The sequence below is a fragment of the Faecalicatena orotica genome, from assembly GCF_003149245.1.
Classification (GTDB): Bacteria; Bacillota; Clostridia; order Lachnospirales; family Lachnospiraceae; genus Faecalicatena_A; species Faecalicatena_A orotica.
The window spans coordinates 709996-727661 of record NZ_QGDL01000001.1 but is presented as its reverse complement, the minus strand read 5'-3'; the positions used below and the strand labels follow the sequence as shown (position 1 = coordinate 727661).

Here is a 17666-nt window from a genome sequence, read left to right as displayed (position 1 = left end):
TTTCTCTAAAAAATCTGTAAAAACATTAAGAATCCTTAAAAGATTTTTAGAGAAATGTTTGCTAGACTAAAGACGTACTTAAAAAGAAACGGAGGACGATTCAATGAAAATAAGAAGATTTGCGGCAGTACTGCTTGCGGTGGCGCTGGCAGCGGCCGGGATAACGGGATGTTCAGGTAAAAAAGATAAAGATGCTAAAGGCGGTCAGGAGGCGATGGGGAGATATGTAGAGGAACCAGTTGAGCTTCCTGTGAAAGAAGGCGAAAATGTGATAGCGCTGACTGCAGGGGAAGAGAGTGATTCCTGGCTTTATACCTATAACACATTGGCAGGAACATACGGGGCATACCACTATGAGGACGGTAATTTTACAGAAGGTGATGCGGCCTGGCTGGATCATGCGGGCAGCACATTAGGAGAGTTCAGCAATATAGTAAGGGGAGAAGACGGTAAACTATATGCACTGTTTTTTGACAATGAGAATAAATCCCATGTGGTCAGAGATGCAGGGGACGGCACGAGTGAAGAGATTGTGATACCAGAGCTTGCCAGCCAGGGAGATATGGATATGTATCCGATTGTTTCGAACATGGCGGTTGATTCCGACGGAAACCTCTTCCTTGCGTTTCCGGTTACGGGAGAGGTAAGGATGTATGACCAGAAGACAGGGGATCTGATCAGGAGCTTCCAGAGCGGGGAGTATACCGGAGTTCTGTCCATGCTCATGGATGTCAGCGGAAAAGACCTTATCATGGGAAATCAGGACGGGACTGGTTTTATCTACTATGATACAGCAACCGGCGAAGTGAGGGATGAAATCAAATATGCTGACATGACGAGTGACGGCATTGTCAAAATCAATGAGGAGAATGACTGCATTTATGCGGATTCCAAGGGGCTGCACCACCTGACAAAAGGGGGAAGTGTGGCAGAGGACCTGATTAGTGAAAACGCGTCCGCATTCGGTATTCCGCAGGCGGGTGCCATAAACCTTGTGGAGACAGAAAAAGGGACATATCTGGTACTGTTTCATACACAGACTGCAGGCGGAGAGACGACTTACCAGCTTTACCGGTATGTATATGATAAGACTGCAAAAGCTAAGCCTTCCCAGATGCTGACTGTTTACGGGCTGACAGAAAGCAGTGCGGTACGGCAGGCGATTGCGAAGTTCCAGCAGGACAATCCGGATGTGGGAATCGAATACAAGACAGGCAGTGCCGGAGAGGGAACCGGAACAAAGGCGGACAGCATCCGTGCACTGAATACGGAACTGCTGGGGGGCAGCGGCGCTGATGTGATTATGCTGGATGGTCTGCCGGCAGAGTCTTATATTGAAAAAGGTATATTAGCTGATCTGGGCGGCATATTGGATGCTGTGGATAAAGAGGATGGAATCAGCGCGAATATAACAGATCCTTACGAAAAGAACGGCAAAATATATCAGATTCCGACCAGATATGGTGTCCCGATCCTGATGGGCAGCAGTGAAAAAGCCAGGATACTGAAATCGTCAAATACACTGATAGATTACATGAAAGACCATAAATGGAATGATTTAATGGAGATGGCCGATAAAAATAAGGTTATGGGCCTGTTGTTAAATATTTACTATGATGAGATTGTAGATGAAAAACAAAGCATTGATACAGAATTACTTGCTTCCTTAATCGAGACAGCGGGAAAAACCGTAGAATCGGACGGCGTGGAAGGAACCATATTTTTCGGGGGAGGATCACAAACCCCGGACTCAGGCTGGAATGTCGGGAAGGTGGGAAGCCTGGAGGAAACGGATACGATTGCATCATATGAAATCAAAGGGATTCAGAGTATGATGATGCCTTATCATTACATGAGAAAAACAGGTACAGAACCAACGGATACGAATGGCATTTATACCCCCCATGACCTTGTAGGAATCAATAAGGCTTCCAAGAATACTGAGCTCGCCAGGGAATTTGTAAAAACGTTGTTGTCCAAGGACGTACAGACTGTAGATGTGGACTGCGGTTTCCCGGTGAATGAAAAGGCAATGGAAGCCTTGATACAGAGTTTGGAGGAAGAACCCGATGAAGCCAACGGCAGTGTAAGTATTTCATCTGCCGCATCTGCTACAGATGGCGAAGAAGATGAAACAGAACCAGTGACGGAGAATATTACACTTCCCCACAGAAGTGAGGTACAGTCTCTGGCCGATATGGGAAAGAAACTGAAAAAACCGGTACAGAAGGATGACATCATAGGAGAGATGATACTGGATGGAGCAAAAACATATTTTGACGGCAGCAGAACGGCCGAAGAGGCAGCGAAAGATATCGCTGAAAAAGCAGATACCTACCTTTCTGAATAGCGCGGTGCCTTCTATGCATATGGCAGGGGGAAAACGAAAGGGGATACGGTACCCCGGCAGGTTTCTTTTCCTCCTGCCAAGCCTGGCGGGAGTGGGGATCTTTATCCTATTTCCGTTCTTAGATGTGTTCAGGCGTTCCTTTATGGACGCAGTGGGCGTGAATTTTACGGGACTGGATAATTATTTGACTGTAATCGGAAAGAGTTCGTTTCAGCTGGCGGTGTCAAATACGGTGCGTTTTATCGTGACCTGCATCCCCCTGCTTTTACTCCTTTCCCTGGCGGTGGCTGTTCTTATCAGCAGTATTACAAGGCTTCGTGAGCTGCTTAAGACGATATTCCTGTTTCCGATGGCGATCCCGGTCGCTTCTATCGTGGTATTGTGGCGGCTTGTATTTGATAACCACGGATTTTTGAACGGTTTTATTGAGCGGTTCCATATCAGTCCCACAGACTGGATGAACGGACCGTCTGCATTTTATGTCCTTGTGTTCAGCTACCTTTGGAAAAACACAGGGTATGACATGATCCTGTGGCTGGCCGGACTAAATGAAATCCCGGATTCTCTCTATGAGGCGGCCAGAATGGACGGCGCGGGGAAAAAGGAGTGTTTCTTTCACATTACCCTGCCTCTTCTAAGACCGACCGTGGCGATGATTGCCGTATTATCACTGGTCAATTCGTTTAAAGTATTCAGGGAGGCCTATCTGATCGCCGGAGATTATCCACACAAGAGCATTTACATGCTGCAACACCTTTTTAATAACTGGTTTGTAAAGCTTGACATACAAAAGATGAGCGCTGCCTCTGTCATGATGGCAGCCGCTGCATCACTAATTATAATAGGAGTGCATCTGACACATGAAAAGAAAAAATAGATGGATCACGGCGGGGTTAGTCCTGCTGAGCAGCGTTATATGGCTCCCTCTGCTGTACATGGCGGCGCAGTCCTTTATGGGAAAGGGGGAGCTGATTGAAAATACAGGGGCAGTCCTGGCAGGCGCTGACGGAAGGGCACATTTTTCTCTGCTGCCGAAGTATCCCACTCTGGAACCATACGTGGAACTGCTTTTGGATTCCCCCGGATTCTTCGTGATGTTCTGGAATTCATGCAGACAGGTATTTCCAGTCCTTCTCGGCCAACTTTTAATCGGGACACCGGCCGCATGGGCACTGGGACGCTATAAATTCAGGGGCAGAAACATCCTGATGCTTCTCTATATGATATTAATGATCATGCCCTTTCAGGTAACAATGGTGTCGGGATACCTTGTATTGAAGCAGTTTCAGCTTCTGGATACACATCTGGCACTTATCCTTCCCGGCATATTCAACACATTCCCTGTATTTATCATGTCAAAAGCATTTTCAGGAATCCCGGATTCACTGATCGAAGCTGCCAGAATAGACGGGGCAGGTGAATTTAAGGTCTTCTGTATGGTCGGCGTCCCGATGGCACTGCCGGGGATTATCTCTGCCATGATTCTGGGATTTCTGGAATACTGGAATGTCATTGAACAGCCGATGACATTTTTGAAAACAAAGAATTTATGGCCGCTGTCTCTGTATTTACCGAATATTACATCCGATAAGATCAATGTTTCTTTTGCGGCATCAATCGTTATGCTGCTTCCGGCTGTTTTTCTGTTTCTGTGGGGGCAGCAGTATCTGGAACAGGGAATTGCGGCTTCCGGGCTGAAAGAATAAAAGCGAGGTTGGACAGTTATGACTCAAAGAACAAGGCGTAAGAACGTAAAAGAGAAGATAAAGACAAAAGCATTCTGGGGAAAACTGCTTGCTATCTTTTTTGCAGTGATGGTACTGTGTACTATTGTGTCAAGGGCAGCAGATTCAGTGATTGTCCCCAAGGTCAGGCTTGAAAAACCGTCCTCGGGAAATTTAAAATATAAGATAAAGGGAAAAGGCAGCATAAGAGCGTCGAAGGGGGATCTGGTGACGGTTCCCGCAAATCTGCGGGTTAAGGAGGTTACAAAACCCGGTACGAATATAAAACCAGGAGATCCCCTTGTACTGATCGATACAGAGGAGCTTTCAAGAGAACTGGATGAGCAGAAGGATAAGCTGGAACAGCTGTGCCTGCAGTTTGAGAAAGAGCAGATCAGCCAGACGCCGGACGCCCGGACACCCCAGACCTATCTGGCAGAAAAGAATCTGGAAATGGCCCGGAACAATTATCAGGAGGCATCTGCCAGACTGGATGAAGCAGTAAATACAGAGAATCAGGAGGCGGCGGAAAGACAGCGGAAGGCGGATGAGCAAAAACAGGCGGCATATGATACATTTTTGATGCAGGGCGGTGAGGAGAATGTGGAGGCAAAAGCGGCATACGACCAGACCATCAGCAGCATTGATCAGGAACTGGAGCGCACAGCATCAGAAAAGCAGACACAGATTGAGTCTCTGAAGCAGAGTGTGGATGCCATGCAGGATGCACTTGACCAGGCTCAGGCGGCATATGAGATTGCCCAGACAGAGGATGAGAATACAAATGCAAATGAACAGAAGGCAAAGCAGAGCTCAGACCTGACACTTGAAGGTCTGAAGATAGATATCGGACAGCAGGAGAAGGCCATAAAAAGGCTGCAGGATATTATGGATGCGAAAGGCGTTATAAAATCGACTGTGAAAGGAACCATTACGCAGAACAGCCTGTCGGAGGGCATGGTCACTTCAGGACAGGAATATATACGGATCGGAACAGGCGGTTACGAGTTTTTAGCCCCTGTGGATAAAGAAAATGCCCTGAAGCTGAAAGAAGGGGATACGATACTTGCAGAGTTTACCGGCATGAAGGGACAGAAAAAACTGAAGATCCAGAGCATCCGGACAGAGGAGAACCGGTCCGGGGATGAAAGCGGGGCGGCAGGGGGCACTGGTGACGGAACAAAGCAGAATCAGGATGACATACGGTATATTACCGCCAAGATAGAAGGGGACGAATATTCGGATGGTATGGAAGGTGCGTATGTGATTGAGAAAGAGTCCGATATCCGGTATGACTGGATTCTGCCGATAGAAGCGGTCCGCGAGGATTCAAAAGGGGCATACTGCCTTGCGGTCAGAAAAACAAACACGATTCTGGGTGAGGAATATGTGACGGAGAGAATCAGTCTGGTAAAAAAGGCAAAGGACTTAAACAGGGTAGCCGTGGAAGGAGCATTGACAGACAAAACAAAGGTAATCAAAGAAAGCAGCAAAGAAATAGAAGAAGGAGACAGGGTGCGAATTGACCAGTAAGAGAAAATATATACAGAGAATACTGCTCCTGTTCAGCATTGGCCTTCTGGTGCTTTCTGTTGCAGAATATTCTTATATACATGCAGGAGAAACGATCATACATGTCAGGTTTGAGAAGAATACAGTAAGTGCAGAACAGCTTGACAGTTATTACGAGCAGATTCGCGGAGAAAAGACAAATTTAGAAAAGAAGGCCGGTGAGATACCGGAAGTGACTCTCTGGAACATAAAAGACCGGATTGAGGCGGCAGCAGGGGAATATTTCAGTGAAGGGGATTTTTCGCTGATAGAGGGGTACGGTGATCTGGAAAAAATTCTGCCCGGACAGCGCATAGACGGCATGTATCCTTCGAAAGGGGACAACCGGGGCTGCGCCATCAGTGATGAAGGCGCCAGGGCTCTGTTTGGGAGTAGTGATGTGGCCGGAAAAACACTGACTGTGAACCAGGAGGATTATGTGATACGTGGTATTATCAAAGAAAAAAGGAAAATGCTGTGGATTCAGAATCCGGATGCATCTGGGTTTTCCAATATCGAAATGGTCTATAAAAGCAGGACCGCTGTATCAGCGGCCGAAAGCTGGCTTATCCAGCAGGAGTTTGGTACTCCGGATACAGTTCTGGCAGGAGGGGATTATTCGGCCTTTAATTTCCTCTTCCTGACGCTTCCTGTCTGGGCCATTATTATTTATGGATATATTGTACTGAAAAGGCAGATAAGTATGGTTGAAATAGTTGTACTGAGGAATGTGCTGCTTGCATTTTGGGGGATAGGCCTGGCCGCATTGATATTTGCCGGAATCCGACTCAGCTTTCGGTTTAGTCTGGATTATATCCCGAAAAGATGGTCCGATTTTAGCTTTTATCAGGGAAAGGCCGAACAACTGGTGCAGTCGGCACAGAATATAGCCGGATCAAAGCAGCTTCCCGGGGATGCGGCACTCATAAAACACAGCAGGAACAGTGCCTATCTTGCGTGGGGGAGCCTGCTTTTTATGGGGGCTTATCTGTACAGGCGGCGTGAAAAAGATTAGAATATAATTGCAAAAGGCAGGGACAGGCGCGTATAATGAAAATGTTATACGAAGGGAGAGGGAAAATTGTCAGAGAACAAGAGTTTTTATAAGAATTTCTTTTCCATATATGCAGCGCTTGTTTTACAGAATGTCATTACAATCAGCGTCAATCTGGCGGATAATATGATGCTGGGGGCTTATAGTGAAACATCCCTGGCGGGTGTGGCAGCGGTGAACCAGATACAATTTGTCTTTCAGCAGGTATTAACGGCGCTCGGGGAAGGGCTTGTCATCATAGGCAGCCAGTACTGGGGGAAAAGGCAGACAGAACCGATGAAAAAGATTGCGGCTATCGCTATGCGGATTGGTTTGTCTGTAGCTGTGATTCTGTTTCTTACCGTCAGTATCTTTCCTTATCAGGCAGTCGGGATCTTTACTACAGACGGCCCGATCATACAGGAAGGTGTAAATTATTTAAGGATTATTCGGTTTACATATCTGTTCTTTGCAGTGACGCAGCTTTTACTTGCGACACTGCGCAGTACGGAGATCGTGAAGATTGCATTTCAGCTTTCTATTATGACCTTTTTTGTAAACTGCGGAATCAATTACCTGCTGATCTATGGGAAATTCCACTTTCCGGAGATGGGGACTGCAGGAGCGGCAGTGGGTACACTGACGGCGCGGATTCTGGAGTGTGGTATCCTAATTATATATATGGTGAAGAAGGAGAAGAATCTCAGAATAAAGCTGAAGGATTACCTGCAGTCTGATAAGGTCCTGAGAAACGATTATGTCAGAATTACAGGGCCGATGGTACTGGTGCAGGGGCTGTGGGGCGTGAATACGGCCTTGCAGACGGCGATTCTGGGACATATGACATCAGCAGCCATCGCGGCAAACAGCGTGGCTTCAACGGTGTTCCTGCTGGTAAAGTCCACCGCTGTGGGAGCTGCCTCCACGGCATCTGTTATCATCGGAAAAACAGTCGGGACAGGTGATATAGACCGTGTAAAGCGGTACGCGGGAAAACTGCAGAGACTGTTCCTTGTAATAGGTGTTTTGTCCGGCATCATTTTATTCTTTATCCGGATTCCGATCCTGAGCCTGTATGACTTATCGGCATCCACAAAAGAGATGGCGAACACCTTCCTGATCATCCTGAGTGTCGTATGTGTAGGCATGTCCTACCAGATGCCGACCAACAACGGAATCATCAGGGGAGGCGGGAATGCGATGTTCGTTGTCAAAATGGACCTCATCAGTATCTGGATGATCGTTATACCGCTGTCGTTTGTCATGGCATTTGTTGTAAAGGCTTCTCCGGCGGTCGTTGTATGCTGCCTGAATGCGGACCAGATCTTTAAATGCGTGCCGGCATTTCTGGAGTCACATTATGGCAACTGGATACGGAAGCTGACAAGAGAAGACGCAGAAGGTTAGGAACAATGCGAAAAATAGAGATTTAAAATAGTTTGACAGAGTGAGGCGGCCCCGGGGCCGCTTCTTTTTTCACTTTTTCAGAAACGTCCTTTGAATTTCGCATAGTTACATTTTAGAAAAATTTGAATCGACAATTTTATTTAAGTGTCGATTTTTTTTGTACAAAATTATTTTTTTAATGGGAACTTACTATTCATTTATTGTGATATGTTGTTCCAAATAATAATTTAAAACTATACACTATAAACAGATAAACAAATCAGAAAAAGGAGGATTGCAATGGAAAATGTTGAAAGCAAAGTTCTCGAATTGGTAGCAATTTCATACCGAACAAATAAGGAGGACTTAACAAGGGAAACAGAAATTCAATCTCTATCAAAAAAATCCTTGCAGATGGTTGGTTTGACCTCTTTATTGGAGGAAACCTTTGGTGTGAGAATTACTTACCTGGAGGCATCTGCTTGCAAAACAATTGGCGACATGATAGACAAAGTTAATGAACAGTTAAAGTAAAGAAAGGGGAATATTATGGCAAAAAAAATAAAAAATAAGGCACTCAAACCTTTAAGCAGAAGTGTTTCAATTATTGGTGTTGGCGCTACTCCATATATGTATACTATGGATAATCCGGATACAGAGGGACTTAGCGATCTGGAAATGTTCGGTGCAGCAGCAATCGAAGCAATGAAAGATGCCGGAATTACAGCAAAAGATGTAGAATTCTACTACAGTACTTGCGCGATGCCGGCACTACAGGGCGGTTATATAACTCCGAATGCCCAGTATTCCAGCTGGTTTGGCATGAAGGGAAAAGCCAGTGCCCATCATTCTGAGGCATGCTGTTCCGGTTATATTGCACTGGAACAGGCGGTTATGGCAGTAGCTTCAGGTACATATGATATTGTTCTTTCAGGTGGATGTGATATGTCTTGGTCTCTTGCAACACCAAGAAAACCATCCTATATGCGAAGACAGTTTGATAATGACCTGTATATTTCCGAAGGCTTAGATAAATTGTATTCTAAGGATTACGCAGCTCCTAGTTTAGGTGCAAATCCACTAGTCTGTGACAGCTGGTTGGATTCCTATGTAAAAGAAAATAAATTGACCGCTGATAAAATAGATGACGTGTTGTGTCAGCTATCTATTGACTGCCGTCGTGCTGCAGCGCTTAATCCAAGAGCACTTAATGATAAAACCTATGCAGAAGAAGCAGCGGAAGTAGGCATGACAGACCAAGAATATATCCGTTCGCAGTATAATCCCAAATTTACCAGATATCTGAGAGTTTCCAATTTTGAACTACGTTGCGATGGTGCGGCAGCCCTTATTGTTTGTCCAACAGAAATGGCATATAAGTATACGGATCATCCGATTGAAGTTCTTGGAACAGGACATGCAACATTGAATGGAATGATCGGTAATTTGGAGAAATACGCTACATCGGGTGCCTATGAACAGATTAAGGAGTTGACAGGACTTACTGGAGCTGATATGGATATTTTTTATGCGAATGACTTCTTTAATTCCTCTCAACTTCTTGCAGCAGAGGAATGCGAATACCTTCCGAAGGGAGAAGGATGGAAATATATGTTAGAAAGCAGAACTGCGTTTGACGGCGATCGTCCGATTAATACAAACGGAGGACGTTGTCAGTATGGCCATGCACATGGAACATCGGGCCTTCACGATATCTTTGAGGCTGTCAAACAGCTTCGTGGAGAAATGGGACGGACTCAAGTGAAGGTAGATCCGCAGTATGCAATGTTACGTGGTTTCGGTGGCGGACAGAATGTTACTGTTCAGATTCTGAATAAACTTTAAAGCATAAGGAGGGATATAGATGGAACGCGTAGAAAGAATTGTTAAGAAATGGTATGAGGGCCTCGAAGAAGGAAAATTATTGGGGCGCAGATGTCCTGAATGCGGACATATTGAGTTTCCACCTCATTATGCATGCAATGAATGCGGACATTTGGATACTGAATGGTGTGAAATATCCGGTAAAGCATATGCTACTTGTTTTATACCGCAGTCTATGATGCAGAATAATCCGGGGCTGACAGAAGAATATGGCGATTTTATGTGGGCTATTGTACAGATTGAAGAAGGAGATATTTTGGACGGTATGAATACTGTAGTACTGAAGGTAGGTGAGGATCGGTTGGAAGAATTGAATGCAAAATTACCGGTTCCAGTAAAACCTTGTATCGTGCAGCGAGACGGGTATAAGATGTTGTTTTGGGAATTAGACGAATAATGGATGAAGGTTCAGAATGAAAATCAGAACCCTAAATGGGGTTCTGATTTTATAGAATTCTATGAATCATGGTTTGATGTATCGAAACGGAGCATACATTAATCGATACACAAGCAATGCAGTTTGCTCATCCGGCATATCATCATCATTCTCGATCCACCAGCGAACAAACGACAGATGACCATCGATCATTTGTTTGAAGTATGCGTTTTGAAACCGTGGATCAATGTCTGAAGAGATATAATGCTCTTTTACGGCCTTTTGGCAGAAGGTTTCTTTAATATGTTGCTCATATTCATTTATAAATTTTGGATCTTTGCGATCAATCAGCAATACCTTAATGAGTTTTTTGTTTTTGCGACAAAATTCAAGAAAATCGATTATACCAGGATGTGGGAATGTGAAATACCGGTCTTCCAACGGAAAACGAACAAACAGCTTCACGGAAGAGACTGTTTGAACAAAAAAATTATCCTCTATTTCCTGAAGAATATCATAAATGGAGTCATAATAAAGGTAGAAGGTACTTCTATTAATCCCTAATATTTCAGTGATTTCTTTTACGTGAATCTGATTTATATCTTTTGTACTTAATAAATCCCAGAAGGTATCTCGGATTTTTGTTTTACAATTGGTATTTTTCAAATGTATACCTCCCATTTCTTAACTTTAATAATATAAGAAACAGGGTAAAAATACAAGAAAAAATTGATTATCTGGAGTTATCTAAGAAAAACATTTAAAAATGGAGTTTTCAGATTATGAAAAAAATATTTGCTATTAACTTAGGGTCTACTTCAACGAAGGTGGCTTATTACGAAAATAATAACTGTATTATCAAAGACAGTATTGCTCATGACAGCAATGAAATCCAGGGATTTAAAAGTGTTTTTGATCAACAGGATTATCGAACAAAGTGTATTATAAATTATATGGACGAGCACAATATAGCACTTGATGATTTAGATGCATTTGTTTCGCGGGGTGGTCAAACGGAACCGATTCCGGGTGGATTGTATTATATCAACGAAGCTATGCTTGAACAGGTGGAAAGTGGTGAATACGGCGTTCATGTTTGTTCTGTAGGGGTTCGTATCGCCTATGAATTAACCAAAGATAAAAAAACGGTACCGTTGACACTGGATACTCCCTCAACCGATGAATTTGAACCTATTGCTCGAATTTCCGGGCTTAAAGAGATTTCCAGAAGATCTTGCTTTCAAGCATTGAATCAAAAGGCAATGGCAAGATACTATGCGGATTCTATCGGCTGCAATTATGAAGACCTGAATCTGATTGTTGTCATGCTTGGTGGAGGAATCAGCGTAGTTGCACATAGAAAAGGATATATGATAGATGGGCCGGATGCATTGGAAGGAGAAGGTCCTTTTTCAAATAATCGCTGTTGCTCAGTCCCGATTGGAGAACTCGTTAAGCTGTGTTATTCCGGAAAGTATACACTTTCGGAAATGATGCGTCATATCAATGGTGAAGCAGGGCTTGTTGCTTATCTTGGAAGTACAGATATTCGACAGATTGAAAAGCAGATAAACGAAGGAGATTCCTATGCATATGATGTGCTTGATGCTATGTGTTATCAAACGGCAAAGGATATCGGTGCCTATGCTACTGTACTTAAAGGCGATGTCGACGCAATTTTAATGATTGGTGGTATGGCAAACTCCAAATTCATCACACAGCATATCTGTGATCGCGTCACCTTTATTGCACCAGTAAAAATACTGCCTGGAGAACGGGAGATGGAGGCGTTATGCGAACGTGCCTATGATGGATTAACTGGATTAGAGGAAATCAAAAATTTTAAATCAATGAGGAATGAATATGTTTAAAAATTTTCAGGAAATAGAAGAATATGTTTTAACTAGCGATAAAAGAAAAAAACTTGTTTTGTGCGGAGCACATGATGAAGTGGCATTGGAGGCAGTAGTAAATGCCAAACGAAAAAAAATTGTCGATGGTATTTTAATAGGAGATGAGCCAATTATTCAAGAATTATTGGCAAGTTGCAACGAACCTGCTTCGGATTATGAGATTATTCACGAACCAGCAGAAAATAAGGCTGCAGCATTAGCCTTCCAAATGGTTAATGACGGAATTGCAGATATTCCTATGAAGGGAAAGATGCAGAGCACCACATACCTTACTTCTATCATGAATCCTCTTAGAGGATTGATGGATATGGATACTATTTTAAGTGAAACAACAGTTGTATATTATCCTGATGAAGAGCGCTTGATATTGATAACAGACTGTGCATTGAATGTTGCCCCGGATTTGGAAGACAAAAAGCTACTTATTAAAAATGCAGCAAAACTGGCAAATATTTTAGGGATTGACAAACCAAAGGTAGCTGTGCTGTCTGCGGTTGAAAATCCAGCTCCCAATATTGTCAGCAGTATGGAAGCGAATGAGCTTGCTATGATGGAATGGGATAATGGTATCACAGTGGAAGGTCCGTTTGCTTTGGATAATGCTGTTAGTTTAGAGGCAGCAAAACACAAGGGAATTTCCAGTAAAGTGGCAGGTCGTGCAGATATTCTGCTGATCCCAGAATTATGTGCCGGTAATATATTGCATAAATCATTACACTTTTTTGCACATATTCCAACGGCAAGTATTATGTGTGGAACCACTTCTCCGGTTGTATTTACAAGCAGAACAGACAGCTTTGATACGAAATATTATTCAATTCTTTGCGCTGTACTGGAATCAATGAGAATTGAAAAATGATTCGGGGAATCGGTGTTGATTTAGTGCATGTAAGTGATATCCAAAATTGGCTTGAAATCAAAGAAACGCATTTTCTTCGAAATATATTCAGTAAATCCGAATTGGCAGAAGCGCTACAGAATGATTGTGCAGAATATTTGGCTGGACGGTTTGCTGTAAAGGAAGCCGTATTCAAAGCAATTATACCTCTCATTCCTAAGTCGGGTCTGGATTTTAGAAAGATTGAGAGTAGTCATGATGTTTATGGTGCACCGTATGTAATCATTACAGAAGAACTGAAACATTTTTTACTTCTTGCTGATGTTGATAGAATACATATTTCACTTTCTGGAGACGATGGTCTGGTTATAGCCTATGCCATAGCCGAAAAAACAGAATAGGAGTAAGATGGACAAAGAATTATTTCTCAAAAATAAGAACACAGATATATATGTCAGAGAGAAAGGTTCCGGGCCTGTGCTTTTGATGGTTCACGGTTCTGCATGTGACAGTAGTTTCTATGATGAGGCTGAAGAGAGTCTCTCGGAGAATTTTAGGGTGATTACATTTGATCGACGAGGTTATGGCAGAAGCAATCAATATCCAACAGATAATTTTAGCTTGGAAATTCAGGTTGAAGATATACGAATGATATTGGAATATATCGGAGAGCCGATTATTTTATTTGCGCACAGTGCTGGGTGTGCAGTATCAGCAAAATTCGCAATTCGATATTCAGAGTGGGTATCAAAGCTGATATTATTTGAACCTTTTGAGGAATCATCCGTAGTTGAAAATAGTATCGAAGCAGTTTGGATTCAAGCTATTGTAGAGTTAATTCGTAAAGAGCAATATTCTCTTGCGATGATACGCTTTTCTGAATTAATGGGGGATGGGGACCCGGAATCCCCGCCGCCTACAATACGTGAACAGGAGTATATGATGACTAATTATTTTCATTTTATTAAAAATGAGTTTTTTCATATTTTTTGTTCGAAGGTACCATATGATAAGATGGATAAGGATCGAACAATATTTGCATGTAGCAAAGGTTCTTATGGTAATATATTCTGGAAAGGAATCCAAAAAATATGTGAAAAAACCCCATTTCAAGTGGTTGGATTTCCTGGTTATCATAATTGTCCCAGAGATCATGCATCAGAGTTTTCCAAAATTCTTAAATGTTGTTTAGGGTATGAATGATGAAATTGTAAAATTTCAGAGACTGATGAAACTATATCAGAAATTCATAACAACAGAAATAACGATTTCTCTAAAAGGTAATTAACCGTAAAAAAGTATTACTGATGATTTATTCTTTTTTACATTCTGTTTCTTATTATTTTATTCTGGTAGAAATAACTACTTTTTCCAAACTGATTATGATAAAATGAAAGGAAGGAAACATATGGCGAATATTGTTTTAAAACGGTTCAAGAAGATTGGACGCAAGTTTCGAATTAACAGAGCAACTATGTCCGGGGATACCTGAGCAGGAAATTTGCTTTGGAGGATGCTGTGAACAGGGCGGTGGATGAATGTATAGAAGAGGGGATACTTGCTGATATTCTTAGAAAGAACCGCGGTGAGGTGGTTAATATGATACTTTCAAACTTTAACGACAAACTCCATTATGATTCACTTCGCAAAGAAGGATACGAGTCTGGGTATGAGGGTGGATTCGAGGATGGATTCGAGGACGGATATAAGAAAGGCAACATGGATTATCTGAAGTCCCAGATTCAAAAGAAACTTAAAAAAGGCCATTCTGCGGCTCAAATCGCTGAGCTTTTGGAGGAGGATCTTTCTGTTATTGAAAAGCTGGTGGAGGAAATACAGAAAGAAGATACGGAGTAACTGTTCATGGGTTCTGAATAGTTACGATGCTGGTAAAAATAGATTTGACAATGGAATAAATGATATATTTTGTTTCCGTTTTTAAGATGAGAGGTGTGGTACATGGGACGTCGGGTTAAGTGCAGACGAATCTGCGAGATGCCGGGAATCGATGAGTTTGCCCCTGCAAAGATAGATTCCGGGGAAGAGATAATAATGACGATTGACGAATACGAGGCTGTCCGTCTGATCGACCATCAGGGATATTCCCAAGAGGAGTGTGCACAGCAGATGAATGTGGCAAGGACTACTGTACAGTCCATTTATGATTCGGCAAGAAAAAAGCTGGCAGAAACGCTCGTGGAAGGCAGAAAATTAAAAATCGGGGGCGGTGTGTATGAAATCTGCCCAAAGGCAAAGGAGTGCTGCCGCAGGAGATGCATCCAGAGACACTGCAGTGATAATAATTGACATATGCCGGAAAAAGTTGTACAATCATTTCATATCCTCTAGGCTGAGGCGCCAATCTGAGTCTGTATTGCCCACTCAGAAGATGGATTAAATCAAGTAATCATCAAGGAGGCATTCAATATGAAAATTGCAGTAACATATGACAACGGACAGGTATTTCAACATTTCGGACATTGTGAGAACTTTAAGATCTATGAGACCGAGGACAAAAAGATCGTATCATCAGAGGTCGTGAGTGCGGCTGGCAGCGGACACGGTGCACTTGCAGGATTTCTCCAGAACCATCATGTACAGGCCCTGATCTGCGGCGGAATCGGGGGCGGCGCCCGCGTGGCACTTGCCGATATCGGTATGGAACTGTACCCGGGAGTGACCGGAGATGCAGATGCCAGTGTGGAGGCACTGCTGGAAGGGACACTTGCATATAATCCGGATACGATGTGCAGCCATCATCATCATGCAGAAGGACATGACTGCGGAAGCCACTCCTGCGGAGAAGACAAACACGGGTGTGCAGGTAATTAGTTTATCTTATAAGAAGTAACTGGCTACTTAAGGGGGACATGAAGTCGGAAATGAAATTCTGCTTCATGTCTCCTTGTGTTTCCTCTATTGTAAATTTATGGGATTGCATCTATAATTATATGGAGTAAATTCAAGAACAATTAGAAAGCACAGGCAGTCATGGAGAATTTAATATTTAGTTTAAATGCTACTGTCCCGGTTTTTCTGTTAATGATGCTGGGACTTTTTTTCAAAAAAATCGGATGGATAGAGGAAGATTTTGCGGCAAAAATGAATAAGTTTGTATTTGTCGTCCCTCTTCCGGTCCTCGTATTTAATGATCTTGCATCCGTTGATATCCGCAGTGTATGGGACAGCAGATTTGTGTTGTTTTGTGCGGCAGTCACGGTGCTCAGCATAGGGATTTCTTCAGTCATCTCCCTGATATGGAAAGATAAGGCCATAAAAGGAGAATTCATACAGGCTTCTTATAGGAGCAGCGCAGCGCTGCTTGGAATTGCAATCATACAAAACGTATACGGAACAGCTCATATAGCGCCGCTCATGATTATCGGCAGTGTGCCGATCTATAATATCATGGCGGTCATTGTCCTGTCGCTGTTTGGTCCGGGAGAGAGTAAACTGGATAAGGAGATGCTGGTCAGTACAGGAAAGGGAATCCTGAAGAATCCGATTATCTTAGGAATAGCTGCCGGAATTCTCTGGTCCCTGCTTAGAATCCCGATGCCGCCCGTTATGGAAAAAACCGTAACAAGTGTAGCGGCAATGGCTACCCCGATGGGGCTTATGGCAATGGGGGCCACCTTTGATATTAAGAAAGCATTTTCTAAAGTACGCCCGGCCCTTCTGGCGGCCTTTATGAAACTGATTGGATACTGTGCCCTGTTCCTGCCGCTGGCTGTGAAAATGGGGTTTCGGAAAGAAGAACTCGTAGCCATCCTGGTTATGCTGGGTTCGGCCACAACCGTAAGCTGCTTTGTCATGGCAAAAAATATGAAGCACGAAGGCATTCTGACGTCCAGCGTGGTCATGCTGACTACACTGTTCAGCGCTTTCAGTCTGACAGGCTGGCTCTATATTCTCAAGAACATGGGAATGCTGTAAAGCGGATGGATTAGAACGATATTTTATTGTAAAAGGAGGAAGGATTTATGAAAGTACTATTATTAAACGGAAGTCCACATGCAAAGGGAAGCAATTACATTGCCCTTCAGGAGATGGTGAAGGTTTTTCACCAGAATGAGATTGAGACAGAAGTGATTCAGGTTGGAAATCAGGCTGTCAGGGGATGTATGGCCTGTGGTTACTGCTTCGAACACGGTAAATGTGTGATAGATGATTTGGTGAATGAGATAGCCCCTAAATTCGAGGCCGCAGATGGTCTGGTGGTATCCAGTCCTGTTTATTATGCGTCTGCAAATGCCACATTGATTGCACTGCTTGACAGGCTCTTTTACAGCACATCCTTTGATAAAACGATGAAAACAGGGGCAAGTGTTGTGACTGCGAGAAGGGGCGGATTATCATCGACATTTGACGAATTGAATAAATATTTTACCATCTGCGGGATGCCTGTAGCGTCCAGCCAGTACTGGAACAGCCTTCATGGGAACAATGCCGGTGAGGCAGTACAGGATGAAGAAGGGCTGCAGATTATGCGGACACTGGCAGCGAATATGTCTTTTCTGATGAAGAGCATTGCACTTGGCAAAGAAAAATACGGGCTGCCGGAAAAGGAAGAAAGAATCGGTACTAATTTTATAAGATAGTTAAAATGCA

The 17666-nt window shown here is 43.3% G+C and carries 19 protein-coding genes; 18 read left to right on the top strand and 1 reads right to left on the bottom strand.

Going from position 1 to position 17666, the window contains the following annotated elements; genetic code table 11:
• The first annotated feature begins 103 nt into the window (after positions 1-103).
• The 9 genes from A8806_RS03195 (at position 104) to A8806_RS03155 (ending at position 10325) form a co-directional block, all read left to right on the top strand.
• A complete protein-coding gene (locus A8806_RS03195; protein WP_109729691.1) occupies positions 104-2350 on the top strand; it encodes an extracellular solute-binding protein in 2247 nt (748 codons plus the stop codon).
• A complete protein-coding gene (locus tag A8806_RS03190) occupies positions 2259-3227 on the top strand; it encodes a carbohydrate ABC transporter permease (RefSeq protein ID WP_242995938.1) in 969 nt (322 codons plus the stop codon). The genes A8806_RS03195 and A8806_RS03190 overlap by 92 nt, the downstream gene beginning before the upstream one ends.
• Positions 3211-4056: a carbohydrate ABC transporter permease gene (locus A8806_RS03185; RefSeq protein WP_109729690.1), complete on the top strand. Its 846-nt coding sequence runs from the start codon at positions 3211-3213 to the stop codon at positions 4054-4056. The genes A8806_RS03190 and A8806_RS03185 overlap by 17 nt, the downstream gene beginning before the upstream one ends.
• 18 nt (positions 4057-4074) lie before the next feature.
• Positions 4075-5607, top strand: a complete 1533-nt coding sequence (locus tag A8806_RS03180) for a hypothetical protein (RefSeq protein WP_109729689.1) — start codon at positions 4075-4077, stop codon at positions 5605-5607.
• A complete protein-coding gene (locus A8806_RS03175) occupies positions 5597-6640 on the top strand; it encodes an ABC transporter permease (RefSeq protein WP_109729688.1) in 1044 nt (347 codons plus the stop codon). The genes A8806_RS03180 and A8806_RS03175 overlap by 11 nt, the downstream gene beginning before the upstream one ends.
• A gap of 66 nt (positions 6641-6706) precedes the next feature.
• The gene (locus A8806_RS03170; RefSeq protein WP_109729687.1) at positions 6707-8065 is read left to right on the top strand and encodes an MATE family efflux transporter; all 1359 of its coding nucleotides are present in this window, start codon (positions 6707-6709) and stop codon (positions 8063-8065) included.
• Between the two features lie 279 nt (positions 8066-8344).
• The gene (locus A8806_RS03165) at positions 8345-8578 is read left to right on the top strand and encodes an acyl carrier protein (RefSeq protein WP_109729686.1); all 234 of its coding nucleotides are present in this window, start codon (positions 8345-8347) and stop codon (positions 8576-8578) included.
• A 15-nt stretch (positions 8579-8593) separates the two neighbouring features.
• Positions 8594-9889: a thiolase family protein gene (locus tag A8806_RS03160; RefSeq protein WP_109729685.1), complete on the top strand. Its 1296-nt coding sequence runs from the start codon at positions 8594-8596 to the stop codon at positions 9887-9889.
• Positions 9890-9908: 19 nt separating this feature from the next.
• On the top strand, positions 9909-10325 hold the full coding sequence (locus A8806_RS03155) for a Zn-ribbon domain-containing OB-fold protein (protein WP_109729684.1): 417 nt from the start codon (positions 9909-9911) through the stop codon (positions 10323-10325).
• Positions 10326-10391: 66 nt separating this feature from the next.
• Here A8806_RS03155 and A8806_RS03150 read toward each other — a convergent pair whose 3' ends face one another.
• A complete protein-coding gene (locus A8806_RS03150; RefSeq protein WP_181368559.1) occupies positions 10392-10970 on the bottom strand; it encodes a TetR/AcrR family transcriptional regulator in 579 nt (192 codons plus the stop codon).
• A gap of 116 nt (positions 10971-11086) precedes the next feature.
• On the opposite strand from A8806_RS03150, the gene buk reads away from it, so the two are divergent.
• The 9 genes from buk to A8806_RS03105 all read left to right on the top strand — a co-directional run bounded on the left by buk (position 11087) and on the right by A8806_RS03105 (position 17656).
• Positions 11087-12175 (top strand): butyrate kinase, encoded by a 1089-nt coding sequence (buk, locus tag A8806_RS03145; protein WP_109729682.1) that lies wholly within the window; start codon positions 11087-11089, stop codon positions 12173-12175.
• On the top strand, positions 12168-13076 hold the full coding sequence (locus A8806_RS03140; RefSeq protein ID WP_181368558.1) for a phosphate acyltransferase: 909 nt from the start codon (positions 12168-12170) through the stop codon (positions 13074-13076). Before buk ends, A8806_RS03140 begins: the two co-directional genes overlap by 8 nt.
• Complete coding sequence (gene acpS / locus A8806_RS03135) at positions 13073-13456, top strand: holo-ACP synthase (RefSeq protein ID WP_109729680.1); 384 nt, start codon at positions 13073-13075, stop codon at positions 13454-13456. The genes A8806_RS03140 and acpS overlap by 4 nt, the downstream gene beginning before the upstream one ends.
• A 7-nt stretch (positions 13457-13463) precedes the next feature.
• Positions 13464-14258 (top strand): alpha/beta fold hydrolase, encoded by a 795-nt coding sequence (locus tag A8806_RS03130; RefSeq protein ID WP_109729679.1) that lies wholly within the window; start codon positions 13464-13466, stop codon positions 14256-14258.
• 315 nt (positions 14259-14573) lie between these two features.
• Positions 14574-14912, top strand: coding sequence for a FliH/SctL family protein (locus tag A8806_RS03125; protein ID WP_146203250.1), 339 nt, complete (start codon positions 14574-14576; stop codon positions 14910-14912).
• 102 nt (positions 14913-15014) lie between these two features.
• Positions 15015-15362, top strand: coding sequence for a DUF134 domain-containing protein (locus tag A8806_RS03120; RefSeq protein ID WP_109729677.1), 348 nt, complete (start codon positions 15015-15017; stop codon positions 15360-15362).
• A 120-nt stretch (positions 15363-15482) separates the two neighbouring features.
• Positions 15483-15887 (top strand): NifB/NifX family molybdenum-iron cluster-binding protein, encoded by a 405-nt coding sequence (locus A8806_RS03115; RefSeq protein WP_109729676.1) that lies wholly within the window; start codon positions 15483-15485, stop codon positions 15885-15887.
• A 159-nt stretch (positions 15888-16046) separates the two neighbouring features.
• Positions 16047-16991: an AEC family transporter gene (locus A8806_RS03110; protein WP_109729675.1), complete on the top strand. Its 945-nt coding sequence runs from the start codon at positions 16047-16049 to the stop codon at positions 16989-16991.
• A gap of 47 nt (positions 16992-17038) precedes the next feature.
• The gene (locus tag A8806_RS03105; RefSeq protein ID WP_109729674.1) at positions 17039-17656 is read left to right on the top strand and encodes a flavodoxin family protein; all 618 of its coding nucleotides are present in this window, start codon (positions 17039-17041) and stop codon (positions 17654-17656) included.
• Positions 17657-17666: the final 10 nt, after the last annotated feature.